19 protein-coding genes and 1 pseudogene are annotated in these 26,162 nt (G+C 44.3%); 8 read left to right on the forward strand and 12 right to left on the reverse strand.

Annotated elements, in window-relative coordinates; translation table 11 throughout:
- Positions 1 to 43: 43 nt before the first annotated feature.
- The 3 genes from FM038_RS06410 (at position 44) to FM038_RS06420 (ending at position 2,225) form a co-directional block, all read left to right on the forward strand.
- Entirely contained in the window at positions 44 to 460 is a 417-nt protein-coding gene (locus FM038_RS06410; RefSeq protein WP_142872484.1) for a PACE efflux transporter, read from the forward strand.
- A 203-nt stretch (positions 461 to 663) separates the two neighbouring features.
- Entirely contained in the window at positions 664 to 1,233 is a 570-nt protein-coding gene (locus FM038_RS06415) for an OmpA family protein (RefSeq protein WP_142872485.1), read from the forward strand.
- A gap of 149 nt (positions 1,234 to 1,382) precedes the next feature.
- Entirely contained in the window at positions 1,383 to 2,225 is an 843-nt protein-coding gene (locus tag FM038_RS06420) for a mechanosensitive ion channel domain-containing protein (protein ID WP_142872486.1), read from the forward strand.
- 605 nt (positions 2,226 to 2,830) lie between these two features.
- Here FM038_RS06420 and FM038_RS06425 read toward each other — a convergent pair.
- Positions 2,831 to 4,002, reverse strand: a protein-coding gene (locus FM038_RS06425) for an IS3 family transposase (RefSeq protein ID WP_223293003.1) whose coding sequence is annotated in 2 segments (ribosomal slippage) — positions 2,831 to 3,732 and positions 3,732 to 4,002 — 1,173 coding nt in all. Because the reading frame shifts where the segments join, the coding sequence is not laid out codon by codon here.
- Between the two features lie 107 nt (positions 4,003 to 4,109).
- Positions 4,110 to 4,742 (reverse strand): trimeric intracellular cation channel family protein, encoded by a 633-nt coding sequence (locus FM038_RS06430; RefSeq protein WP_142872488.1) that lies wholly within the window; start codon positions 4,740 to 4,742, stop codon positions 4,110 to 4,112.
- A 397-nt stretch (positions 4,743 to 5,139) separates the two neighbouring features.
- Here FM038_RS06430 and ltaE point away from each other — a divergent pair, with 397 nt between their 5' ends.
- Complete coding sequence (gene ltaE / locus FM038_RS06435) at positions 5,140 to 6,150, forward strand: low-specificity L-threonine aldolase (protein ID WP_142872489.1); 1,011 nt, start codon at positions 5,140 to 5,142, stop codon at positions 6,148 to 6,150.
- 57 nt (positions 6,151 to 6,207) lie between these two features.
- Here the strand turns inward: ltaE and FM038_RS06440 are convergent, their stop codons facing one another.
- The 4 genes and pseudogenes from FM038_RS06440 to FM038_RS25420 all read right to left on the reverse strand — a co-directional run.
- Positions 6,208 to 7,014 carry a hypothetical protein gene (locus FM038_RS06440; protein ID WP_142872490.1) on the reverse strand — a complete coding sequence of 269 codons (807 nt, stop codon included), beginning with the start codon at positions 7,012 to 7,014 and terminating at the stop codon, positions 6,208 to 6,210.
- Between the two features lie 79 nt (positions 7,015 to 7,093).
- Positions 7,094 to 8,725 (reverse strand): alkaline phosphatase family protein, encoded by a 1,632-nt coding sequence (locus FM038_RS06445; protein ID WP_142872491.1) that lies wholly within the window; start codon positions 8,723 to 8,725, stop codon positions 7,094 to 7,096.
- A 27-nt stretch (positions 8,726 to 8,752) separates the two neighbouring features.
- Complete coding sequence (locus FM038_RS06450; RefSeq protein ID WP_142872492.1) at positions 8,753 to 10,258, reverse strand: alkaline phosphatase; 1,506 nt, start codon at positions 10,256 to 10,258, stop codon at positions 8,753 to 8,755.
- Between the two features lie 168 nt (positions 10,259 to 10,426).
- Positions 10,427 to 10,576: pseudogene (locus FM038_RS25420) on the reverse strand (pentapeptide repeat-containing protein); the annotation flags it as partial.
- 49 nt (positions 10,577 to 10,625) lie between these two features.
- On the opposite strand from FM038_RS25420, the gene FM038_RS06460 reads away from it, so the two are divergent.
- On the forward strand, positions 10,626 to 12,098 hold the full coding sequence (locus FM038_RS06460; RefSeq protein ID WP_223293011.1) for a BCCT family transporter: 1,473 nt from the start codon (positions 10,626 to 10,628) through the stop codon (positions 12,096 to 12,098).
- Between the two features lie 54 nt (positions 12,099 to 12,152).
- Here FM038_RS06460 and FM038_RS06465 read toward each other — a convergent pair whose 3' ends face one another.
- The 4 genes from FM038_RS06465 to FM038_RS06480 all read right to left on the reverse strand — a co-directional run bounded on the left by FM038_RS06465 (position 12,153) and on the right by FM038_RS06480 (position 15,431).
- Positions 12,153 to 12,959 (reverse strand): phosphate/phosphite/phosphonate ABC transporter substrate-binding protein, encoded by an 807-nt coding sequence (locus FM038_RS06465; RefSeq protein ID WP_142872493.1) that lies wholly within the window; start codon positions 12,957 to 12,959, stop codon positions 12,153 to 12,155.
- A 60-nt stretch (positions 12,960 to 13,019) separates the two neighbouring features.
- Positions 13,020 to 13,205 carry a hypothetical protein gene (locus tag FM038_RS06470; protein WP_142872494.1) on the reverse strand — a complete coding sequence of 62 codons (186 nt, stop codon included), beginning with the start codon at positions 13,203 to 13,205 and terminating at the stop codon, positions 13,020 to 13,022.
- A gap of 115 nt (positions 13,206 to 13,320) precedes the next feature.
- On the reverse strand, positions 13,321 to 14,622 hold the full coding sequence (locus FM038_RS06475; protein WP_142872495.1) for an NAD(P)/FAD-dependent oxidoreductase: 1,302 nt from the start codon (positions 14,620 to 14,622) through the stop codon (positions 13,321 to 13,323).
- 446 nt (positions 14,623 to 15,068) lie between these two features.
- Positions 15,069 to 15,431 carry a cytoplasmic protein gene (locus FM038_RS06480; protein ID WP_142872496.1) on the reverse strand — a complete coding sequence of 121 codons (363 nt, stop codon included), beginning with the start codon at positions 15,429 to 15,431 and terminating at the stop codon, positions 15,069 to 15,071.
- Between the two features lie 576 nt (positions 15,432 to 16,007).
- On the opposite strand from FM038_RS06480, the gene FM038_RS06485 reads away from it, so the two are divergent.
- From FM038_RS06485 to FM038_RS06495, 3 genes are all read left to right on the forward strand, one after another.
- On the forward strand, positions 16,008 to 17,186 hold the full coding sequence (locus tag FM038_RS06485; protein WP_142872497.1) for an efflux RND transporter periplasmic adaptor subunit: 1,179 nt from the start codon (positions 16,008 to 16,010) through the stop codon (positions 17,184 to 17,186).
- Between the two features lie 86 nt (positions 17,187 to 17,272).
- Positions 17,273 to 20,392, forward strand: a complete 3,120-nt coding sequence (locus FM038_RS06490; protein WP_142872498.1) for an efflux RND transporter permease subunit — start codon at positions 17,273 to 17,275, stop codon at positions 20,390 to 20,392.
- Positions 20,393 to 20,535: 143 nt separating this feature from the next.
- Positions 20,536 to 22,587, forward strand: coding sequence for a cation:proton antiporter (locus FM038_RS06495; protein ID WP_142872499.1), 2,052 nt, complete (start codon positions 20,536 to 20,538; stop codon positions 22,585 to 22,587).
- Between the two features lie 324 nt (positions 22,588 to 22,911).
- On the opposite strand, the gene yiaY is transcribed toward FM038_RS06495, so the two are convergent.
- Together yiaY and FM038_RS06505 are read right to left on the reverse strand one after the other, a co-directional pair.
- Positions 22,912 to 24,060 (reverse strand): L-threonine dehydrogenase, encoded by a 1,149-nt coding sequence (yiaY, locus tag FM038_RS06500; RefSeq protein ID WP_142872500.1) that lies wholly within the window; start codon positions 24,058 to 24,060, stop codon positions 22,912 to 22,914.
- A 213-nt stretch (positions 24,061 to 24,273) separates the two neighbouring features.
- Positions 24,274 to 26,154 (reverse strand): methyl-accepting chemotaxis protein, encoded by a 1,881-nt coding sequence (locus FM038_RS06505; protein ID WP_142872501.1) that lies wholly within the window; start codon positions 26,152 to 26,154, stop codon positions 24,274 to 24,276.
- Positions 26,155 to 26,162 lie beyond the last annotated feature (8 nt).

Genomic DNA, 26,162 nt, shown 5'->3' on the forward strand with positions numbered 1-26,162 from the left:
TTTGCCTTGATAATGGCTGCAAGTCTTTTAGAGGAGTCGCCTTATGACAACCAAACAACGAATTATCCACACTATTTTATTTGAAGTGTTTGCCCTAATCTTAGTGGTACCTTTAGTCATCATGATCACAGGAAAAGAAACGGGTGAGTTATTTACTGTAGCCGTAGGTTTAAGCTTTTATGCAGTTATATGGAACTATTTTTATAATATTTGGTTTGATAACAGGTTTGGCAGTAACAGGAGTGAGCGTAGCTTTTTGACCAGAATTGGTCATGCTCTTGGTTTCGAAGGGGGGATTATCCTAGTGACTCTGCCTGTAATATCTTGGTTTATGGGGATTTCACTTTTCTCTGCTTTTCTACTTGAGTTAGCGTTCTTGGTATTGTTTTTTTTCTATGCTATTGGGTTTAACTATGTTTATGATCTTGTGTGTGAACATATGCAAACTACATCAGCATAGTGACTTGTTTGAAGTTATTGCTGGGCTGCAGATTAAAAGTTCCTTTGGTGATAAAAGTAAGGTTTATAGTGCTAAATGATTGTCAAAAGCGCAGAAGAATATAAAATGTATCATTCTGCAAAGATGATCGTTTAGAATTGTACATCATGACTTGATGGGCTATATAAGCTTAAGGCGTCAGCCCATATAGATTAGGTTAAACGATGAAAATATTTTGGCTAACTTTTTTATGTGTAACGGGACTAGTTGTTAGTCCTGCAACATTTGGCTGGAATGATAGCGATAAAGATGGAGTGCCCGACTTCAAGGATGCATGCCCCAATACACCAGCAGGTGTGCTTGTTGATGCTTCAGGCTGTGATAAAAACCGATTATTTAAGCCGATATGTTTAATAACAATCGACGGTGATATTTATCCTAATACCTGTGTTGAGAGTACTGAACTTGTTCTCAACTTTGAGTTTGCCAAGTCAGAAGTACTCTATTCACAATGGCAGGTTCTCGCTCAGATTAAACAATTTTTGCAACTTCAAGACGTTAAACTATGTCTTGTTGGCCATACTGACTCCGTAGGTAGCTTAGAAGCTAATCAGAGCCTATCAGAGGCTAGGGCGTCCAGCGTCAAGCGTATTCTCGTTGAGGATTATGGTTTTGCTCCTGAACGCTTCATTGTTAGAGGTATGGGGACTCGCGAGCCAGTTAGCCTAAATGATACATCTGTAGGCAGGGCCTTAAATCGACGGGTGAACTTCAATGTTGTTTTAGACAATTAGTCTCCAGCATTGAGCTATAAAGTGAATTTTTGATTTAAATAAAACCTAGAAAGTGACAGTCGGTATTTTATATGGACTGTCACTTTTGGTGTTAGATTTGAATTTTGTTAACCCAAACATCTGTTTGGTAAATTTTTAGGGAGTAGTAAATGGAAAACTTGGAAGGTTTGATCGAGCAAGCGCCAGAGCTTATCGTGACCTATGGAATGAAGATAATTTTTGCAATTATCATATTTGTTATTGGTAAATACTGTGCTGGTATTGCTAAGAAGTTATCTAGTAAGTTGATGACTAAGCGTAAAGTAGATCCTACCGTTGTGTCATTTGTCTCAAATATGGCATGGTCACTGGTGTTTGTGTTCACCATAGTGGCAACGCTTGGACAGATTGGCGTACAGACAGCATCACTCGTTGCTGTTATCGGTGCCGCAGGTCTAGCGGTTGGTTTAGCGCTGCAAGGTTCACTGTCAAACTTTGCTTCAGGTGTATTGATGGTCATGTTCCGCCCATGCCGTGTCGGTGACTATGTTGAAGCCGCCGGTATTGCTGGAACAGTCAATGAGATCACTATTTTTTCTACTAAGCTGTTAACACCTGATAATAAGCTTATTGTTGCGCCAAATTCTGCCATGATGGATGGTACGATTATTAACTATTCTGCGATGGATACTCGTCGTGTCGATTTTGTTATTGGCGTGTCATACGATGCAGATCTGTTAGAAACTAAGAAAGTGCTAACACGCGTTATCGAAAGCAATCAATATGTATTGAAAGATCCGGCTTACACTATCGCATTGTCAGAGCTTGCCGATTCGTCAGTTAACTTCGTGGTACGTCCATGGGTTAAAGGCAGTGATTACTGGCCTGCTTATTTCGAAATTCTTGAGCAGATAAAGCTCGCACTGGATGAAGCGAATATTGGTATTCCATACCCTCAGATGGATCTTCACTTGAAAGAGACGCCTGCAGTTGCATCTTCTGCAGTGGCTTAAGTCTATGCTCTTATTCTGACAGTTAGCTTTACTCACACGCTAGCGCACTGAGTAAGAAGGCTTGAAATAAGATAGCTGAATGCTAGATAGTCAGGATTGAGACACAAAAAAGGTCGGCATTTGCTGACCTTTTCTATGTCTGGAACATTTATGAAGATTTACCAGGGACGGGTATAAATCTTCGTTATGCATAGGAATCTAGGAACTAGGAATCTAGGAATCTAGGAATCTAGGAATCTAGGAACTAGGAACTAGGAATCTAGAAACTAGGAAACTAGGAATCTAGGAATCTAGGAATCTAGGAATCTAGGAAACTAGGAATCTAGGAACTTGGAGTCTAGGAACTTGGAACTTGGAACTTGGAATCTAGGAACCTAGGAATCTAGGAATCTAGGAATCTAGGAAGCTAGGAAGCTAGGAACTAGGAAGCTAGGAAGCTAGGAACTTGGAGTCTAGGAACTTGGAACTTGGAGTCTAGGAACTTGGAGTCTAGGAACTTGGAACTTGGAATCTAGGAACCTAGGAACCTAGGAACCTAGGAAACTAGGAATCTAGGAACTAGGAACTAGGAACTTGATATGACCCCAGTAAAGTGGACACAGGGTTTAAATTCTTGATTCAAATACTATGGGACTCACTCCATTTAGAGTCCCATGTCTTCTCACCATATTATAATAATCATCGATATAAAATCGACACTGTGTTGTCATTTCTTTTCTGCTTAGCTCTTCTAAGTTAGAGAACCATTCTTTCTTTAACTGAGCAAAAAAGCTTTCTGAGCAAGCATTATCCCAGCAATTCCCCTTTCTCGACATACTCACTGTGACCTTACGCTTCGTTAGCCACTTAAGTACTTCAAAGCTTCTGTATTGAGCCCCCTGGTCAGAGTGAAACATCAGCTCACTCCCATTTGGCCTTCGTTCTACCCAAGCTTGTTTGAGTGACTTCATCACCAGTTCGCTCGAATTTATGTAGCTCGTTGCCCAGCCCACCACTTTACGTGAGTACAAATCGATGATGACACATAGATACTGCCAGCCCTCTTTGCACCTAATTTGTGTAATATCTGATACCCAAACAGTATTAGGTTTAGCTACTTCAAACTCTCTGTTTAAGTAATTCGGCGCTCTTGTTTCAATCAACCTAGGCTTCACTACACCGAACTTCCTTTTACATGCTTTAGACCTGTAATCAAACACCTGTAACAAGCTTTGTACTCGCTTTTTATTACAATCGAAACCATTAGCTACAGCATCCAGCCATAACTTCCTATAACCCGCTATGCTCCTGTGCTCAGCTATCTTTTCTTTGAGAAAGTCAGACAGTACTTCGTTATCTTTATCGCGTTGAGAAGGCTTACGAACAAGCCAGCTGTAATAGCCTGAGCGAGATACACCAAAAATATCACAGAGCAATTTTATCGTTCTTCGAGTTGAGCAATAACCTTGGATAAACTGAAACTTTATCCCTGGTGTTTGTCGAAGAACTCCTTCGCCTTTTTTAAGATATCGTTCTCCAACTCTGCACGCTCTAATCGTTTTTTTAGCCCACGGTTTTCACGTTCAAGTTCAGCTAGCCCCTTATTAGGACCGACATTTTTAATAGGTTTAGAAGTGTGTTTCTTCGACGTCAATTGAGCTCTCCATTTACTGAGCAAAGCGGGATGGATACCTAATTTACCAGCTAAAGCCTTTACTGTATCGGGAGAGTTTAAGGATTGTTGAACAGCAGCCAATTTGAAGGCTGCTGTGTGGGTCTTACGAGTTAATATTTTCATGGCACCTTATCGCTTATATAAGGTGTCCACTTTTAGGGGGTCATATCAACTTGGAAACTAGGAACTAGGAACTAGAACCTAGAACCTAGAACCTAGAACCTTAGGCATTAATGTACTTCACCATATTGGTAATCAAATTTAGGCATGCCCCAATGGAACTTGATGGCCAGCATTCTTAAGCCGAAGCCGAACGGCAGGCAGATGGCCAAGTTAACCCACTCACTAATTCCATATGACTTAAGCGTAACGTAAAGTGCTGCGGTCAGCAGAGCAACCAATGCATAGAGCTCTTTCTTAAAAATGAGCGGCACTTGATTACATAAAATATCACGGATCACACCACCGAATACTCCGGTAATAACCCCCATAACAACGGCGACCACAGGGCTAAAGCCTAGTAATAAGGTTTTTTGAGCGCCAATAATGGAAAATACCGCTAAGCCTAACGCATCAATGGCTAAGAATAACTTTGATAAATAACGCATCACAGGCGCAATAACCACAGTCAGCAAAGAGGCAAATGCTATGGCGATCAGATAATGAACGTTCTCAACCCAAATTAAAGGGTAGTTACCGAGTAACATGTCACGTAATGTGCCGCCGCCAATAGCTGTTGCGCAGCCAATGATCACCACACCAAAGAGATCCATCTGTTTCTTTCCCGCAGAAAGTGCGCCTGTCATCGCTTCGGCAATGATACCGATAAGCCAGAGAAAACTGATAAATTGAACTTCCTGCATAATGCACACGCCGACAAATAAAAGGATCTGGATTTTGCCTGATTATTGCGAAAAGACACAGTGATTAAAATTATATTTTAGCATTAGATTTATTAATGAGTTGAAATTGGCGATTGCTTTGTAGGCTTGTTGGTGTTGAAGGTTGGTTTTATATATTCTAATCATATTTGTGTCATCTTGTTGGTTTTGTCGCTCTTGGTGTTGTTATTAGCTGATTGCTGCTTATTCTGATTGTTAACTTTAGGTTGATTGTACTTTATATCTAGTTTAAATAATCCTGTTTAAAAACAATATGAAAAGGTAAGGACTGGTACTCATCATCTTCTGAGAGTAAGATTCATGGTTAACAGTCGCAATTCAATTACAACCATAACCACAATCATAAACAGGGCCTAAGATGATCGATTTTCGTAGTGATACCGTAACCAAGCCGACCGCGGGCATGCGCAAGGCTATTGCTAGCGCTGAAGTGGGAGATGATGTTTATGGTGATGATCCTACTGTTAACCGCTTAGAAGCGATGGCGGCTGAGATGTATGGCTTCGATTGTGCCTTATTCACCTCATCCGGTACTCAAGCTAACTTATTAGCCTTGATGGCTCATTGTGAACGAGGTGATGAGTATATTTGTGGCCAACAGGCGCACAATTATAAATTTGAAGGCGGTGGCGCCGCCGTCCTTGGTAGCATTCAGCCCCAGCCTCTCACTAATCAGGCTGATGGCAGTATCTTGCTCGCTGACATTCAAGCTGCTATTAAGCCGGACGATGTGCACTTTGCTCACACTAAGCTGCTAAGTCTAGAGAATACTATCGGTGGTAAAGTCTTACCTCTGGCCTATTTGGCACAAGCGCAAACTTTGGCATTTGATAACAAGCTAAAAATTCATCTTGATGGTGCTCGTGTGGCTAATGCTGCAGTGGCACAAAATATTGCCATTAGCGAAATAACTCAATATTTCGACTCTGTTTCTATCTGTCTTTCTAAAGGCTTATGCGCACCTGTGGGTTCACTGCTTTTAGGTGATGAACGCTTAATCCATAAAGCCAGGCGCTGGCGTAAAATGCTTGGTGGTGGAATGCGTCAAGCCGGGATTTTAGCGGCTGCAGCTGAATTAGCCATCACTGAGCAGGTTGACCGTCTGGCTATCGATCATGATAATGCCAGTTATCTTGCTGAGCAATTATCAACACTTGATGAGTTTAATGTCGATCTCGCATTAGTGCAGACTAATATGGTGTTTGCCGATGTGAAGCAAGATGTAGACATCAAGCATGTCGCGAATGAGCTTAAGACTCAGGGGATATTAATTAGCTCTGGCTCCACATTGAGGCTAGTGACTCATGCCGATATTAGCCGTGCCGATATCGATACCTTTATCGTTAAACTAAAAGACTTGTTGGCTTGATAGTGGCTATTTAGCTAGCAGTGTAAAAACAATAGCTATTTGACTGTCAGGGTATCGTTAATGAGAGTGGCCGCCATGTCCACTTCCCGATATTTGTTGGCCGTCACTGGTATAAAACCCAGAGCTGCCGTGCTGAATAAAGCCTTGAGTGATCATCTTAGCGATAAATGGGTCTGACTCACTGTCACCCACATCGGCAAAATCGATATCTTTATAACCAGAGGTCAACGTCTTAAACTCGGCTTGGGTGACAGGGTTAACTTCAATGAGTTGATACCTCAGTGTCTGCTCCCCTTCACCAATGATTAGCTGATAAGGTAAATTTAGCGACGCTACCCACTGTAAATTGATCCGCTGACCACTTTGCTCTCCATTGAAGCTGTTGACTGTCATGCATCCATGTTGGATGTTATCAGTTTGTTTGAGTTGAGATTGCACTTTGGGCGAGACAAGGTGAAATACCTGCTCTAAATCATAATTGATATTGAGCGACAGGAGATCGCTGCGGCGATAACTTACCGAGCGCTTATCCATTGGGAAATATCGAATGTATTCGCCATTTTTGTTCCAGGCTTCGAAGCTTTGAGGGGAAGCCTGATAGACCATGTTATCTTGATAACGGGTCAACTCTAGCTTCTGCTTAGCTTGTTGTGAGCCATTGGTTTGAGATATCTCATAAACGGCATTGAGTTGCTCTGGCTGTACGCCGCTGCAGGATGATTCTAGTCTTGTCTGCTGCTTAATATCTAATGATTTTTGAGCTTGTTCAGAATGAACGGGTGCAGATTGAGCTGAGGATGAATGAGCCGAGACGGTTTGGACAAAACCAATGACTAGGGCGGCGCTAAGCAAAGAATACTTCATAAAAACTCCAGTGCTGGTATTAGATGAAAAAGACCGTCTAGTAGAGGCTAGCTAGGCTAGACGGCCTGATAAACTGCGCTTATTGAGCCGCTTCAGCTTTGACTAAAAGGTTAGCTGCATGGTTTATTACATGGAAAATATGGTTTTGCTCTACGGTGCCTTGCACTAAGTGAGCGCCTGGTCCACTTGCAAAAATCCCAACATCTTCACCCGCATGGGTCTCAGACTCTAATGGTACTAACGCTTCTTGATGAAAACCTGCACTTTGTGTATCGACATAGTTTAAATCGAAACGCCCTGCTGCGATTGGGTAGCCATAACGCTCGTCGCCACCCGTTTCTAAGGCTCCGTAACCACGACCATTGGTGTATCCAACAGTGGTATATGGCATGCCGTTGGCATCGGTAGAGTTAGTCACTGCTGATAATCCGCTCGAGTCATTCCCCTTGACTAGGCCTAAGATAGGGTTGCCTCGTGTCGGGTAACCGGCAATGGTGAACACATGGCTGTGATCTGCGGTAACGACAAGAAGAGTATCCTTGCTGGAGGTTTTTTCCATGGCGACGCGTACGGCTTCAGACATGGCTATGGTGTCATGTAGCGCTCTCGCCGCATTACCTGCATGGTGGGCATGGTCGATTCGGCCAGCCTCAATAATAAGCACGAAACCCTTGTCATTCTTCTTAAGAATGTCGATAGACTTTGCTGTCATCTCAGCAAGGGATGGCTCGCCAGTCACACCGTCAGTGGTACGGTCGTAGTCATATTCCATATGAGATGAATTAAACAGGCCTAGGGCATGATCGGTTGTGGCAGGGTCTAAGGCCAAGAAGCTATCTCTGTCGGCAACATAGGCTGAGTTGCTATATTTAGCGGTCCACTCCGAAGTTAGGTCTCGTCCATCTAAGCGTTTGCCATTCTTGCCTTCTGGATCTGTCATGGTGTTAGGGATAAAGGCGCGACGTCCGCCGCCCATCACCACATTGATACCAACGCCATAGCTGTAGTCCAGCAACTGCGCGGCGATATCTTTACAACCATTTGTTACCGCTTCAGCGGTCAAATCTGCATCACTTTCCCAGTTTCGTTCTGGTGCATGTGCGTAGGTTGCTGCAGGTGTTGCGTGGGTAATGCGTGCGGTCGAAATAACCCCCGTAGACATACCTGCAATTGATGCGAGTTCAATGGAGGTCATTAAATCCTGACCTTGAGTCGAAGCGCAATCACCACGAGTCACGCCTTCAGCTAGAGAAAGTACACCAACATCGGTTTTCACACCTGTGACCATAGCGGTCATGGTGCCTGCTGAATCGGGTGTTTGGCCATCGACGTTATAGGTTTTCGCTAACCCAAGGTGCGGTAGGGTCTCGAAAGAAAGCGAGTTCTCCTCACCGGTTTTGCCTTTAAGCTGACCGTCTAAGATACGGGCTGCGGTTACTGTTGATACGCCCATGCCATCACCGATGAACAGAATGATATTCTTGGCAGCACCTGCATCGTTGTTCACAGAAATATCTGCAGCTTCAGTCACTCGACGCTGTCCGTCGATAAACCATTCATTTACCGCAGTCCAATCTTGGCCATCGCTACCATTATTGCCGTCGTTGCCATTGTTACCGTCATTGCCATTAGTGCCATTGTCACCATCGCTACCACAGGCGCTCAGACCTAAAATTGCTGCCATCGACAGTACTAGTAATTTCTTATTCATAATTTGCTCCAGATGAGTACTGTTAGATTAGTATTTAGTGCCGCCAAGCGATTGGGCTTGGTTAATAATATGGAAGATGACATTCTGCTCGATAACGCCTTGAGCTAAGTGAGAACCAGGACCGGTAGCATGAAGAGTGATATCTTCACCTGCATGGGTCTCACTGCTTAATGGCACTAAGGACTGCTGCATGAAGTTTTTCTGCTCGGTATCGATAGATGACAGGTCATCGCGTTGACCAATAACAGCGCCAGGACCATTGGTGTAGCCTAATGTCGTGTAAGGCTTGCCATCATCAGCAATTGCCAAGTCGCCACCGACGTTATGTACTAGGCCTAAGATTGGATTACCACGCTCTGGATAGCCTGCGATGGTGAACACGTGGCTGTGATCGGCTGTGACCATGATTAGCGTCTCATCGGGATTGGTATTATCGAAAGCTGCTTTTACAGCGTTTGACAGCTCAACCGTGTCAACGAGCGCGCGGTGTGCGTTACCTGCATGGTGAGCATGATCGATACGACCCGCTTCGACGATCAGTAAGTAGCCTTGCTCATTCTTATTGAGGATCTCGATAGACTTGGTGGTCATATCGGTAAGTGAAGGCTCACCGGCGGTGTCATCTAATCGGTCTGCCTCATATTCCATATGTGATGAATTAAATAGGCCCAATAAATGATCTGTGGTGCTGGTATCGATAGCATCGAAGCCTTCCTTGTCCCATACATAGGCGGCGTTGCTAAAGTTCTCAGTCCAGACTTGGGTCAAGTCAACACCGTCACTGCGGCGTCCCGACTTGTTTTCGCCATCGGTAACTGTATCTGGTATGAAGTTACGACGACCACCACCAAGTGCGACGCTGAGTGCATTGTCTTCATCGCGCATGACTAGCTGATACGCAATGTCTTTACATTCATTGGTTATGGCTTCAGTAGGTAAATTGCTATCAGCTTCCCAGCCACGCTCAGGTGTTGCGGCGTAGGTCGCTGCGGGTGTGGCGTGAGTGATACGGGCTGTGCTGACGACACCGGTTGATAGCCCTTTGGCATTAGCTAAGTCGACCAGGGTGATTAACTCATTGCCTTTAGAAGATAAGCAGTTAGCGCGAAGGCTAGCATCTGAAACTGATAGCACCCCGGCTTTAGACTTAACCCCGGTGGCCATGGCGGTCATGGTGCCAGCAGAATCTGGCGTTTGCTGGTTGGTGTTATAGGTTTTGACTAGGGCTGTATTAGGAAACTGCTCGAAACTGAGAAAATTCTCTTCGCCACCTTTATTGCCTTGGATCTGTTGACCTTGATAGATACGTGCCGCCGTGAGAGTCGAAACCCCCATGCCATCACCGACAAACAAAATGACATTTTTTGCTTGGGTCTTGTTCGTTTGTTGGGTTTTATCGCTGACGAGCTGAGCGCTATCTTTAAACCATTGACTGTCAGTTTGTGTGGCAGGTAAAACTGCAGCATTAGCCGCCATAGTCACTAAACTGCATGAAACGAGCGCAGCTACATTTTTCATATTAATCACTATCATCACCCTTGTTTTATTGAGGTCTGTTGGGATTGCTTTTAGACGCGGTGATTGTCGGTGATTTGTATGACGGAAATGGGTAAGAAATGTGTATGTTTTGTGACCTTGTAATAGGCTCACAACTTTTACTTGTTTGTATTTTAATCAAACTAAATTCGGTTTATGCTTTTGTTAAAAGGAGTGTGCTAGGCTTGTATACCTATCAAATAGCGGCTCAGTTTTGGCAAACATAGCATCGTCAAATATAGCATCGTCAAATTTAGCATCGTCAAAATTAGTGTCGTCAAATATAGCATCGTCAAATTTAGCATCGTCAAAATTAGTGTCGTCAAATAAAGATAATTGTCTCTATGAATGATCCACGTGATTAATGAAAATTAAAACCCTGAAAATTCCCACTATGGCTAGAACGTTAAGCCGTGAATCTATCGGTCTTATTTGCTGTTGTATCGCAGCATCGGCCTTCCTGATTTTCCCTCAATCTGCCATATCTATGGTCGCAGGGATCACGAGTTACGCCATTCATGAGTTTGGTTTAGCTTTTATCATTATCCCTTCTTTGTTTGTGATCCTTGCGTTTGCCATTGCACTGAGTCCCTGGGGAAAAATCACTTTAGGCAAGGATAAGTCCCCTGAATTTAGCTTTATCAGTTGGGTATCGATGTTATTCGCTGCAGGAATGGGCTCTGGGCTTATTTTTTGGGGCGTAGCGGAGCCGATAGCACATTATGCCAATCCGCCAGCATTTATTCCGGTGCAGGAGGTGAGTAAAGACACAGCGCTTGCATTGACTTACTTTCATTGGGGGCTGCATGCCTGGAGCCTATATGCCATATCCGGTCTGGTCATGGCCTGGTTTGCCTTCAATAAATCAAGAAGTATGACGGTGTCTGCAAGCTTTACAGACAAGAAAACATCAAATGGTTACCAGTTGTTCGATCTTTTGGCTGTGATTGCCGTGATATTTGGGGTGGCAGGGACATTAGCGAATACGATTGCCTTAGTTCAAAGTGGACTGGAGCAAAGTTTAGGGTTTGATATTGGCGGAATAAGTTTTCGTCTAGGCCTGCTTATGGCGATCACTTTTGCTTTTACCCTCTCATCGACTTTAGGCCTAGATAAAGGCATAAGGCGTATGAGCCTATTTAATCTACTCTTTGTCATTGCAATCTTGATAGCTGTGGTGGCATTAGTTGATCCCTTAGCTGTTGTAACAACCATTTTTACATCCAGTCTCAGTTATCTGCAACTCTTGCCAGCGGTTTCATTTTCTATCGATGAGGGCTCTCGAGGTTGGAGTGAGGGGTGGAGTATTATCTATTTTGTCTGGTGGATTGCCTGGGCCCCTTTTGTTGGTCCCTTTATCGCCAGAATTAGCCGAGGACGTACCATTCGCCAATACCTGCTGTGCACCATACTGGTGCCAACCGTGACCACCATAGTCTGGTTTAGTACCTTTGGTGGCAGTGTATTTGAGATGAGTATTTTGCCGGATGTTGTACAGGCGACCAATACTGACTTTACCTTAGGCTTGTTTACCTTCTTCGATAGTTTAGTTTTTGGCAAAGTGTTGACCTATAGCGCCATCTTGCTGTTGATCACCTTTGTGATCACTAGCGCCGATTCGGCCATTTATGTTACTGGGATGATGACTGGCAACCAAGCCGTAAAGTCTAAATTGATCTGGAGTTTAGTGCTGGTGGCGATTACAGCGGCCCTAGTGCTAAAAAATAATATCGACCTGAATAAACAGATAGCCATTTTTGGCGCACTGCCCTTTACGCTTATCTTACTCGCTCAGGCAGGCATCATGGTTAAAGAGCTAGTAAAACATAAGAGATAAAACAGTGAGTAGGGCACGTAATACTGTTTTATCCGTGCCTAGAAACTCATTGGCTTATGTTACTGCCCACTCAATCTTCTCGGCGTTTTGTGCCATTTTTCGAATGGGATCGTAATCTCTATCTTCTGTGGCGGCAAAATGGGAGATCTCCACTTTATTCAAAATACTTCTACCCATAGGATCTAGATGCATTTTGGTTAAGATGTTTCTGATCTTTCTACGCAGTTCAGCTGGAACCTGTTTTGAGATCATCCAGGGCGGGAAGCTGCTAGGTCCCAATGTTTCTATGATGCGCAGCTGAGAAGCCAGTTGAGGGTTTTTTATTAGCTCTAATTCCAGTACCCAGCTATCGATTGCCGAGGCATCGACTTGTTTGTCTAAAATCATCTGTATTGAGTTCTGATGAGCTCCTGACTCGATAACCTTGCCAAAGTAACTGCAATCCTTACCCATGCTTGCTAGATGGTCTCGCACAACATAAGCCCCCGAGTGGGATAGTGGCTCATTATAAGACCAGCGCATGCCTTCGAGATCGGCAAAACTGAACAGCTGGCTATCTTTGTGAACCACAACATCGGAATAATAGACTGGCGCATTCTTGTATCGACTTGCCTTTAATACTGGGGTTGCGAGTAGCTCGACTTGGGGAGCGGGTTTGTCAACTTTCCAAATATAGGGAAGCCCGCAGATCCAACATATCTGTATATCGCCGCTATCGAATGCTTTCTCTCTATCCTGCCAGGGAATATCCAGACACGATTCTATTGGCCTGACTAATTGAATGGCAAGATATTGCGCTAAAGAAGTGACAAAGCCATCGGCATTTGGCGCCATGCACGAAGTAAGTTTTAATCTGTTCATTGACTGCTTAACTAAAGGGGGAAAGAGAGCGGCTTGCTTCTAAGTTTCTTTGACTAAAAATTAATCTTTTGTGTCATCTTCACTACTGAGATCTTCTTTCACCGAATTAACAGCATCACGAGATGCATGGCCTATGGCGGTTGTCGTGTCTCTGGTTGCATGACCTATGGTTCGGCCAGCATCTTTTAGCTCTGCGCACCCTGTAAGTGTGAAAAAAAGCGCTAATGCATAAAGTGGATATTTCATTGTGGATACTCAAGGTTATTGACGTCGGGTATTTTAGCGTTTTAAACGACGACTGAAAAGGCCTCGTTAAAACGAGGCCTTTAATCAAGTAATTGCTATTGATATTAATCTAGGGCTAGTGCAGCTTTAGGTGAGGGTGAATGATTCGGCTAATTCCTTTAGCAAACATCAGTAGCGTTCCTCGAAAGACCCCATGCAGTTCAATCAAATGCCTGCGATAGAGTGAGGTATAGACAAAGCGGGCTATCTTGCCTTCAACTAACACACCGCCGCCCATAAATGACATCAGGTTACCGACAGTATGAAACTTGGAAAGGTTAACTAATGAGCCTAGATCTTTATAAACATATTCATGTTTTGGTGATTTATCATCGATCATCAAGCAGATATTATCAGCGGTCATCAGAGCCATTTGGCGTGCAGATTGACCTCGTGGTGGCACCCAGCTGCCATCTTCTTGTGGACAGGCTGCGCAATCACCGATGGCAAAAATATGTGGGTCACGGGTGGACTGCATATTTTGTTGGACCATCACTTGATTGATGTGATTACTCTCTAATCCGCCAATCTCATTTAAGAAGTCAGGCGCTTTGACACCCGTAGACCAGATCACCATATCTGATGGAATAAACTCATCTTCTGTAGTGTGTAGACCTTCGGTCGTGACTTCGCTAATACGCGTCGAAGTTCGTACGTTGACACCGATAGAGATAAGCTCTTTAGCCACCGACGTCGATATCTCAATTTTATCAACTTTAGGAAGAATTCGCTCATCGGCTTCAATTAAGGTGATCTCTAATAAGCTAGAGTCAATTTTATAACCAAAACCTCTAAGCTGATCGACGGCATGGTGCATCTCTGCTGACATCTCAACCCCAGTTGCGCCGGCACCAACGACAGCAATTTTTATCTTTTCATCAAGTTGATGGTGGCTGGCATAGCGCATAAATTTATTGAGCAGCATGCTGCGAATTTCCATCGCCTGAGCCGTACTATCTAAGAATACGCAATGTTCACGTACACCAGGAATTTTAAAGTCGTTTGCGATGCTACCGATAGCGATCACTGCGTAGTCATAGTCGATGCGTCTGGCTGGTAGCAGTTCATCTCCCTGTGAATCTGTAATGGGTGCGAGGATGATCTGCTTCTTCTCTCTATCTATCTCTGTCATTGCGCCTTGCTGGAAATGATAGCCATGATTGGCAGCATGACCGCGATAACTTAATGCATCGATACCAATATCGAGTGCCCCGGTCGCGACTTCGTGTAGTAGGGGTTTCCAGACATGACTTTCGGCACAATCGATAAGGGTGATCCTAGCTTTGCCTTTTTTACCCAGCTTACGACCTAATTTAGTCGCTATCTCCATGCCGCCTGCGCCACCACCTATGATGACAATATTTACCATTTCGTGCATGAGTACATGCTCCTATATTATTAAAAATCAATGTTTATACCAATCAGTATAAGAAAGTGAGCTACTCAGAGTTATTTTTGGCAAACTAATTCAAGGTGAATAGCAATGCCATTGACCAAAGGAATTAATCTTAAGTTGTATAATTATAGATATAAAAATTAGATCTTGTTTTCGATTGAAAATTGTAGCAGCAGCATAGTAAAACGGCAATGATAGCTAGAAAGGAGGGTTAGTCTATTGAAAGTGAGTGAAATTGATTATTTGTTATTGAATTATATTAATTTTATTTACTAGAAATTAAATTTTAACTCTGATCTGTTGGCGTGGAGTTATTTGCTTTTGTGATCTGTACAACATTGATAGTTGTAAATATGTGAACTGCCTCACCAAGAGGCAGCTCTACTTATATGCTGAGATTATCACCAAGTTAAGATAAGTGCTTAGCTTTAGAGTTTAGCGATTTTTTCATCATAATCAGCAATCAGGTGCTGCATGATCTCTTGTACCGAGGTGTCTTTGGTTGACTCGTCCATGAATATCTTAAAGGTCACCAATACATGACCGTCGCCCTTAATTCGGGTATTTTGCATCGAGAAATAGGCTTTTTCAGTTTCGGCCTCCCGCACTACAAATCCATCTTGTTCAAATATACGGTTACCAGAACGGTCATGCCATTTAGTGATGCGGCTTAATCCAATTTCGCAAGATTGATTAAACTCAATATGATTCTCCCATGTTGTGGGATGAGCAGGGTCTTTTACGTGTGGGCATCGAACGGTATAGTTGTATACATGTGAAATTGCTGTCATATATTACCTACTTTGTTTGCGAATACTAATGCCATCATAGACATTGCTTTTCTAATCGGTCAACTTTTATTCGTCTTTACTCATGTAAGTTTACTTTCTCTAGCCTGTCTCTTCTCAATGAGTATAGTGAACTTGCTGTAACTCTTTTTTAGCATGACTCAAACCCATATAACCTTGTGCTAGATCTCACTTTTTGACTATTTATCTCTCTTGTTTCGCCTTCGGTTAATAAAGCATCAGCTAATTGACTCTCTAGCTGTGTGTTTTAACTTATCAATTTATCAACTCCAAAAATGAATACCTATCAGTAAAGGTGATACTTACTCATTTTCAGCTTATATATTTGTGGCTGATAATAAAGGGGATCTCACATTAAGCTTCTAATCGAATGTCCTTGATTAAGGATACATATGTGAGGGCTAGTGTTGTTCGATTTGCAAAGGAGGCGGTGAGTGATAGCTTGGTAATAGACAAGTTGTGAAATAAATGAAATAAACTTGTAAATGGCTATTAATGATGCAGTTATCTGCTTATAATTTCACGATAAAAATTTGAATTACTCTACCGGAGGCTTAAATGCTAGCCAGAACAGTTTCAACTCTAAAGTGGTGCACTCTTTTCATCGCAGCATTACAACTTACTGCCTGTGGGGAAGCGCCGGTGCCTCAAGCTGCAATGCTTCCCAGTGTGATAGTCAATACGGCGAGTACCAAAGAAATCCAGTCTAAGTCTGAGATAGTGGGGCGTACCAGAGCATCTGAAGATGTCACCATTAAATCTCAAATCCAGGGCCAGTTACTCAATCGTGCGTTCGTTGAGGGTGATGACGTAAATGCCGGCGATCTCTTGTTCGAAATCGACCCAGCTAATTACATCTCTCAGTTAGCTCAACAAAAAGCAGTGCTTAAGCAGGCATTTGCATCGAGAGATGTGGCGGTTATGAATTGGGAACGCGGCAGAAGGCTGCTTCCCGACGGCATGATCAGTGCACAAGATATGGATGAGTTAACCTCACGTAAACTCACCACCGCGGCTGGTGTAGTACAAGCCGAAGCCGCAGTACAAGGCGCTGAATTACAGCTTAGTTATACTAAGGTTTTTGCACCCATTTCCGGTCGTATCAGTAATGCCAAGGTCAGTACTGGTGAGATCATCACCCCAAATACTGAGATGGCGGTTTTGGTTCAGTTACAACCTATGTGGGTTAACTTTCAAGTTGCTGAAAAGAAGCTTATTTCAGCTCAGCAGAAGTTTTCACAGGCGGCAAAACGTGAAGTGCAGATCTCAGATATTGTGATCAGTCTACGTTTGCCTAATGGCACCATGTTTAATGAGACGGGTTATATCGACTTCATCAGCAACAAGGTCGATGCGGCTACGGGTACTTTACCTATTCGTGCTACCTTCAAAAACGATGCTAAGTTGATGCTTCCCGGCCTGTTTGTGACTCTGATTATCGAATCCCCCATTAAAGAGCAAGCCTTACTCATTCCTCAAGCTGCTGTACAGGAAGATCAGCAAGGGCGCTTCGTTATGGTGCTCAATGAGCAAGATGAAGTAGAGAAGCGTATCGTCGAGCTTGGTGAGCGTTTCGGTATCGACTGGCGCGTGCTTAGTGGCCTCAATGATGGCGAGCGTATTGTCGTCGATGGTTTACAGAAGATCCGTCCAGGTATCAAGGTTAATGCTGTCGAGCAAGAGATCGTGCCATTTCAAGATACTCAAGCTACACCCACTACCAGCGATGCTAAGTAGGGATATGTCATGATCAGCGAATTTTTTATGGGTGGCTCTAAAATTAGCCTAAGTTTGGTTTTACCACTGGCTAACAGGGGAATGTCATGATCAGTGAATTCTTTATCAACAGACCAAAGTTTGCCTTTGTCATCTCGACGGTATTGACGCTTGTGGGTCTGATTTCTATTCCGATCTTGTCTGTATCGGAGTTTCCTGAGATAGCACCACCGCAGATTAATGTGTCGACCAGTTACTCTGGTGCCAGTGCTAATATCGTCAGAGACACCATAGCTCAGCCGCTTGAGGCGGAAGTGAACGGTGTTGAAGACATGCTCTATATGGAGTCTAAGAGCGCCAACGATGGTAGCTACTCCTTGAGTGTCACATTCGATGTGGGTACCGATGCCGACATGGCTCAGGTGAAAGTACAGAACCGTGTACAACAGGCCATGCCAAGGCTGCCTTCTGAGGTTCAGCGTCAAGGTGTGACGGTGGAGAAGCAGAGTCCGAATATTCTGATGGTGGTGAACCTAGTTTCTCCCAATGAGACGTTCGATTCCCTGTTTATCACTAACTATGCCGGACTTAATATCACCGACTCGTTAGCACGTCAAAATGGTGTGTCTAAAGTTCAGGTGATCGGTGCGTTGGATTACGCCATTCGTATCTGGCTCGATCCTGATAAAATGGCCAGTCTTGGAGTCACAGCATCGGATGTTATCGCTTCTCTTCAAGAGCAGAACATTCAGGTTGCGGCGGGTCGTATTGGCGCCGCCCCAGTGGATCCGGATCAACAGTTCCAGTACACACTGCAAACCAAAGGACGTTTGAAGGATCCTCAAGAGTTTCGTCAGGTGATGATCCGCGCCAACATCGATGGATCTAAAGTCATCGTCGGTGATGTGGCAAGAGTAGAACTTGGCTCTCAGACCTATGATGCTCAAGGCCGACTCAACAATAAACCTTCTGCCATTATTTCAGTTTATCAATCGCCCGATGCCAATGCATTAGAAGTCGGTGCGGCAATTAAGGCTGAGATGGACAAGCTGTCTAAGCAATTTCCACAAGATCTGGAATATGAAGTTCTCTATGACACTACCGAGTTTGTTGAAACTTCAATCAAGGAGGTAGTACAAACCCTATTTATCTCCATAGCCCTTGTGGTGTTAGTGGTGTTTATCTTCTTGCAAGATGTACGCTCGACGCTGGTTCCTGCTATTGCTATTCCAGTTTCACTTATCGGTACATTTGCCTTCTTGCTGGTTTTTGGCATGAGTATCAATACGGTATCTCTGTTTGCCTTGATCTTGGCCATCGGTATTGTGGTCGATGATGCGATTGTGGTGGTGGAGAACGTCACACGTTTGATGGAAGATGAGGGATTGTCACCGAAAGAAGCGACCTCTAAGGCGATGAAAGAGGTCACTGGGCCGATTATTGCGACCACCTTAGTATTACTGGCAGTGTTTGCACCTACGGCCGTAATGCCCGGGATCACGGGTCAGATGTACGCCCAGTTCTCTGTGACCATATGTATTTCGGTACTTATCTCATCGATAAATGCGCTGACATTAAGTCCGGCTCTGTGTGCTTCTCTTCTGAGACCGCCAAAGAAGCATACTAAAGGCTTCCATGCCACCTTCAACAAGTATTTTGAGCGTGTGTCTGGCAAGTACATGAAGTTGGTTTCATCCTTGACTCGTAAACTTTCTTTAGTCTTAGTTGTGTATGTAGCTCTGCTCGCTCTTACTGGAGGCATAGCTAATATCTTGCCTTCGGGCTTCGTGCCCATGGAAGATAAGAAAGCCTTTATGGTAGATATTCAATTGCCAGATGGTGCCTCACTAAACCGTACCGAAGAGGTGATGCGTGATCTTGTCGAGCTAACATTAGCCGAGCCTGGCGTCGAAAATGTGATCCATGCTAGTGGTTTCAGTATCTTATCTGGGTCAGTTGCCTCAAATGGTGGCTTGATGATCGTGACTTTGTCTACCTGGGAGGAGCGAGATACACCAGATATGGTGGAGGCGGCGATCGTTGCCAAGCTGCAGGCTAAATATGCGGCTAATCCTTCGGTTAAAGCCATGGCATTCTCACTGCCGCCAATCCCTGGTGTGGGTAGCGTCGGTGGCTTCGAGTTTGTGTTGCAGGATACCCAAGGAAGAACGCCTCAGGAGTTAGCTTCTGTGATGCGAGCCTTGATAATGAAAGCCAATGAGCAGCCTGAAATTGCCATGTCATTCAGTAATTTCCGTGCAGATGTGCCGCAGATGTACGTGGATGTAGACAGAGACAAGGCTAAGGCACTAGGCATCTCTCTTAACGAGATATTCTCAACCATGCAAACCATGCTAGGTTCCATGTACGTTAACGACTTCAACCGTTACGGCAAGGTATTTAGGGTGATCTTGCAGGCCGAGGGAGAGTTCCGGGATTCAGAACAAGACATCTCGCGATTCTATGTGCGCTCTAATACCGGGGAGATGATCCCTTTGAGTACGCTAGTGACAGTGACACCGATATTGGGTCCTGATGTGATGACCGCATATAATATGTTTAGCTCGACCACCATTAATGGTTTCCCTGCAGCTGGTTTCAGTTCGGGTGATGCCATTAAAGCGATGGAGCGTGCGGCTAACGAGACTCTGCCTACGGGTTATAGCTATGAGTGGACAGGCCAGACCTATCAAGAGATCAAGGCGGGCAACTTAGCGCCCTTGATTTTTGCTCTGGCATTGGTGTTTACCTATCTGTTCTTAGTGGCTCAGTATGAGAGCTGGACCATTCCCTTCGCGGTGATTTTGGCGGTGCCAATTGCGGTATTGGGGGCCTTCCTCAATATCTTGCTGGTTGGGTCTGACTTGAACCTCTATGCACAAATTGGTCTGGTACTCTTGATTGGACTCGCCTGTAAAAACGCGATCTTGATTGTGGAGTTTGCCAAGCAGCTGCGTGAAGAGGGCAAGAGTATTCTAGAGGCGGGAGAGACAGCTGCTAGATTGAGATTCCGTGCGGTATTGATGACGGCCTTCTCCTTCTTGCTCGGGGTATTGCCTCTGGTTATTGCCACTGGCGCCGGTGCTGGTAGTCGACGTGCTCTAGGTTATTCGGTATTTGGTGGTATGTTAGCGGCCACTATCGTTGGTACCCTGCTAGTTCCTGTCTTCTATGTGATGATGCAGAAGATGCGAGAGAAGTTTAAGGGAGAAGCTAAAGTGTCATAAATTGACTCTTTAAGCGTATTCCATCAAGAGCCCAAGCGAATTCGCTTGGGCTTTTTTGTGGGGAGCTGGCAGTCTTGTAAACGTGATTAACTGGTGATTTAGGACTACTTTTAATAGACGATACTAATGTTTGGGTAATGCATATGCATATGCAAATGACCTTACAGCTTTTAGTATTTTTTGTGGTAGCGATAATATTAGGGATCGTGTTACGCAGGCTATTGAAAAATACGGCAATCCCATATTCAGTAGCCTTATTGGTGCTGGGGATGTTGATTGGCTCAGTGTTAGATTATGAAGTCGATACTCCCTTCCTACACGAACTAAAATCTTCTTTCGAGCTGGCTAGCCAACTCGATGCCAATTTAATCATGTTTATTTTTTTGCCGGCATTGGTGTTTGAATCTGCATTTTCATTAGAAGTGCACCTATTTAAGCGCATGTTCTCTCAAATAGCCCTACTGGCTATCCCAGGAATGGTGCTGTGTACCGTGATCACCGCCTTGTTAAGTCTTAGCGTGTTACCTTGGCATTGGTCTGTGGGTACCGCCTTGATGTTTGGTGCGATTGTCAGCGCTACAGACCCGGTTGCCGTGGTTTCCTTACTAAAAGAGATGTGCTCACGAGCCAGACTACAAACGCTCATTGAGGGAGAGTCTTTGCTCAATGACGGTACCGCAATTGTCTTGTTTACCTTGTTCATGGGGCTAGCGACTCAGGCTCAGGCCGAGTTAAGTTTCACCCATGTGGTAGGCGAGTTTACTCGGGTTGTTAGCATCGGTGTGCTCATCGGCGCTGTTGTCGCGGCAATCAGTCTGATGTTTATCGGTTCCTTGTTTAACGACAGCCTGATAGAAATCGCGTTGACTCTGGTTTTACCCTATCTGGTATTTTATCTGTCTGAGCATGTGTTTCATGCTTCGGGTGTAGTGAGTGTGGTCACCCTGGCACTCATCTACGCGGGCCCAGGTCGAACACGGTTTTCCCCTGAGGTGATGGAGCATCTGCGTCACTTTTGGCACACACTATCTTATCTGTTTAATACCTTGATCTTTATCTTAGTGGGATTAGTGATCTCTACTCGATTAGGCCTTGAGGATTTAGCTAACTGGCAGTATTTAGCGGTGATCTTTGCCGGAATATTAGTTATCAGGACCATGGTGATCGTCGGATTTATGCCGATCCTAGCCAGAATAGGCATAGGTTTGACCAAGGAGAAATCAATTGTCTTGATTTGGGGGGGGCTGCGGGGGGCAGTCTCTTTAGCATTGGCATTAATCGTGGCAACCAACGAGTCCTTGGATATTCAATTAAGGGATCAAGTGCTGTTTCTCACCGCGGGTATCGTGGTACTCACCATAGTGGTCAATGGATCCAGTATGCGGTTTGTGATGGCAAAACTTGGACTCGATAAGTTGCCCAAAGCCAAGCAGAAGACCTTTGCTAAGGTGCAGCATAAGATCTCAGATGAAATGGTCAAGGTGAGGGAGAGCCTTAAACAAGATGAACACCTGAAGGCTGTTAATTGGCTGGCAGTAGATCGCAATATTGTCACAGTAGCGATGCCCTATGAAGAGGAAGAGAGTATCGATACTCAGGTGGAATACCAGAGAAAGCTGCTGGAATCGGAGCGGCAATTTTACTGGAATCAATTTGCCAAAGGCTTACTCAGCCAAGATGCCACTCATATCTTAATCGGTGCGATAGAGAAGGCGTTAGATGGCACGCCGCAGATCTGGCCAAGACCCTCTATCGCTAAGCATTGGCAGATCCCGAAGTGGGCTAATCAGTGTGCAAATATGCCTCTTATCGGCTCTTATGCTCGAGCAGCGAGTTATAAGCAGCATGTGATTACTTTCGAGAGTGCCAGAGGCTTGTTTGAGGCGAGCGCTTATATTCTTGAACTTGCGCCTAGTCTGTCCTTAGAGGCCGAGCAGTTAGAGACAGCCTTGGAGCAGATGACCTTAGTCAATCAATTTGCCGATAATACCTTAAATGATTTTCGTAAGGGTTCACCACATTTAGTGGAGCGGGTTGAGTCCTATCTTGCCTTAAGAATATTACTCAATACCGAGCGTAAGAAGATCCAAGAGTTGACCCATGAGGGCATCATTTCGGAAGTCGATGCCGAGAAGCTGATTGAAGAAGTAGAGCTAAAAATGCATGAGAGTAAGAAACAGAGCCGATTAATTTAATAAGTCATCTGTAGTGATGAGGTCGATAACTAAAGAAGAAGGCCCGCAAACTCTAACGAGCTAGCGGGCCTTCACGTTTGCTGATTCTTTGCAGGGAAAAAGCTAACTGTCACTACTTTATAACAAGTGTATAGATGTTTGCTAGAGATGAGTCACAAATTTACCATCTCGAGCAACTAACCCTATATATTTACTATGATATTGATTAGTTTTTATATGTATCTTTATTTGTCTGGTTTCTCCTGCAACAAAAAGCCCAAGCAGTTAGGCTTGGGCTTTGATGTATTGGGCACTGTACCAGTGCTTTATCTAGCGCGGCTAGAATTAGAGTGCATTGGTGAATATTTGGCAGATCTCTTCATGTGTTGCTTGCTTCGGGTTAGTGAAGCCACATGCATCTTTAAGGGCGTTATCAGCCAGTGTTGGAATATCCTCAGCTTTGACACCAAGAAGCGTTAAGTTCTCGGGGATCTTGACTGCAATTGAAAGTGCTTTGATGGCGTCAATCGCTGCTGCCGCCCCTTGCTCATCACTCATTGCCGCGACATCTACTCCCATCGCTTTAGCGACATCTTTGAGACGAGGTGCTGCGACTTGCGCATTGTACTGCTGAACATGAGGCAGTAAGAGGGCATTACATACACCGTGTGGAAGGTCGTAGAAGCCCCCTAGTTGGTGCGCCATAGCATGGACATAACCTAAGCTTGCATTGTTAAATGCCATACCGGCGAGGAATTGTGCATAAGCCATTTGATCACGTGCTTCGATATTCTGGCCGTTATCGACAGCCTCTGCGAGGTTCGCTTTAACTAGCTCGATGGCCTTGATAGCACAAGCGTCAGTAATTGGGTTCGCAGCAATAGAAACATAAGCTTCGATGGCGTGAGTCAGTGCATCCATACCGGTAGCGGCGGTGAGCCCTGCGGGTTTTGCCAGCATCAACTCAGGATCATTGACCGATAAGATAGGCGTCGTGTGTTTATCCACGATAGCCATTTTAATATGTCGGGACTCATCTGTGATAATACAAAAACGTGTCATTTCACTGGCAGTGCCAGCTGTGGTATTGATAGCAACTAGTGGAAGTTGTGGCTTAGCTGACATGTCCAGACCTTCATAGTCTTTGATGCTGCCGCCATTGGTTGCAACTAGGGCAATACCCTTAGCACAGTCATGTGGAGAGCCACCGCCAAGAGAGACAACAAAGTCACAATCATGCTTTCTAAGCTGTTCAAGACCGGCTTCAACATTACCTGAAGTTGGGTTCGGTTGAACGCCGTCGAAAATGGTGACTATGATACCTGCAGCACCTAACTTCTCAGCTACTTGACCGACTAAGCCTATTTCGACCAAAGGCTTATCGGTTACGATGAGCGCACGCTTAAAGCCCAATGTCTTGATATCACCTATAGCCTCATCGACAGCGTCTTTACCTAACACATTGACAGATGGGATAAAAAATTTTGCAGCCATAAAATCACCTTTATGCTTGAATGTTAAAGTTGTTATCTTTTCTGGTAACCAAATTACCAATCTTGTTTAGTGAAAGGTGTGATCTGACTCTAAAAAGTGGATGAACTCGGGGAAAAAGTGTCAGAAACTTAGAGCTACACGACTAAATCTGTAAATTTATGACAAAGGTAGTGAATTAGTCTGTCATTGATTACATCGGCAATGGAGGAAGGCTTACACGGTGAACTTATTGAGTAGCAACTGCTGCTGTTTTACTTCTTCGATAAGTTGAATATTAGACTCTATTTGGTTCTGTGAGAACTCGCCGACACTGGTACTGATATCATTGATGTTGTTGGTATTAAGGTTTATTTCTTCGGCGACCACACTCTGCTCCTCGATGGCTGCTGCTATTTGAATGTTTCTATCCATGATCTCTTTAACCGAACTTGATATGACATCCAGTGCATCGTTAGCGGTGGCAGCATGCTCAACGCAGATCTCTGCTTTTTCTTTGCTTTCTTGCATGGCTGCTTGTACTTGAGAGGAAGCTGATTGAATTTGCTCTATGGTGGTCTTAATTTCTGTGGTGGACTCCTGAGTTCGAGAAGCGAGCGTTCGGACTTCATCGGCAACAACGGCAAAACCCCGTCCTTGTTCACCCGCCCGCGCCGCTTCAATTGCTGCGTTAAGTGCGAGTAGGTTGGTCTGCTCGGCTATCCCGTTGATGACAGACAGTACTTGTTCTATGTTGGTGCTGTATTCGGCGAGTTGATCACTAACGCCTTGTGAAACGGTAATGGTGCTGGATAGCTGGTTAATATAATCGGAAGTTTCAGTAAAGGTTATTTGACTCTGTTCGGTTCGTTCATTGACTGCCGTGATAGAACTTGCTGCGTCTTGTGCACTACTGGCTATATCCGCAGAGGTTGCCGTCATTTCATTCATTGCTGTGGCTAGTCCTTCAATCAGAGACTTTTGCTCCATGAGCTGCTCACCGGATTGCACCGCCAGATGTCTGGAGATATTGCTATTATCGACCGCTAAATTGGCTTTGTCTTTGATATCTATGACGAGCTGCTGCATTGAGGTTAAGAAGAGGTTGAAGTTCGTTGCCACAGCGCCACATTCATCATCACTCTTAATGGCTAACCTTTGGGTAAGATCGCCATCGCCAGATGCGATATTGGCTATGGCATTTTCTAGTTCATTGAGCGGCATAAGTAATTTTTTTGCGAGCTTTCTCAGTATAAAAATACAGATGATAATACTGATTATGGCGAACAGGGCTGTTCTTTGGGTTAAGTCTGTTAGCGATTGATAAACTTTATCTTTGTCGAGTAATACGGCCAAATACCAATTCATACCGCTGGCCTTTTCTAGCGGGTAAAAATACAAGAGTTTGTCGGTTCCATCATGTTCAACTTCTATGATCTTCTTGCTATTACTCGGGGAGTGCAGATAAATATCTTGCGTGTTTTTATTGTTCAGCTCCCCGATAGGGTGAGTGATAATATTGCCATTCTCATCACTAATAAAAGCGAGCCCAGTGCCATCGAAGTTGATGGTATTTACCGTTTTGGCAATGGTATCTAAACTTAAGTCTCCGCCTAATACGGCCCTAAATTCGCCTTTGTTTTGGACGTTTGTGACGATAGACAGCAGAAGCTCATTGGTTGCTGCGTCTTTATAAGGTGCAGTGAATACGATTCCCGATTGGTTTTTGGCCAGCTTGTACCAAGGCTTTTCTCTAAAGTCTACATTTGGTGGGTTCTGTCTGTTGGGGTTGTTTGAACGTAAACCTGTTTCCGTATCTAGTGTGCCGAAAACGAGTAAGAAATCATTTTTTATTGCCGCTAACTCTAACCCTTGCTGAAATCTGGTATCGGAATAATTATTTTCAATCATACTTTTTAAAAGGTTTATTTGAGAACTTTTTCCGCTAAGCCAGTTGCTTATTCCTGTCGCGAGTAAAGAAGCATTATCTTCGATATAGGCCTGGGTTTTTTCCTCTAAGGTGTTCTTAACAGCGATATCGGTAGATATTGAAAGTAAGGAAACGAGTATCAAGATGACGACACCAGAGGCTACAGAAAATTTTGTTCTGATTTTCATTGTATCGA

This window comes from Shewanella eurypsychrophilus, assembly GCF_007004545.3.
GTDB classification, from domain to species: domain Bacteria; phylum Pseudomonadota; class Gammaproteobacteria; order Enterobacterales; family Shewanellaceae; genus Shewanella; species Shewanella eurypsychrophilus.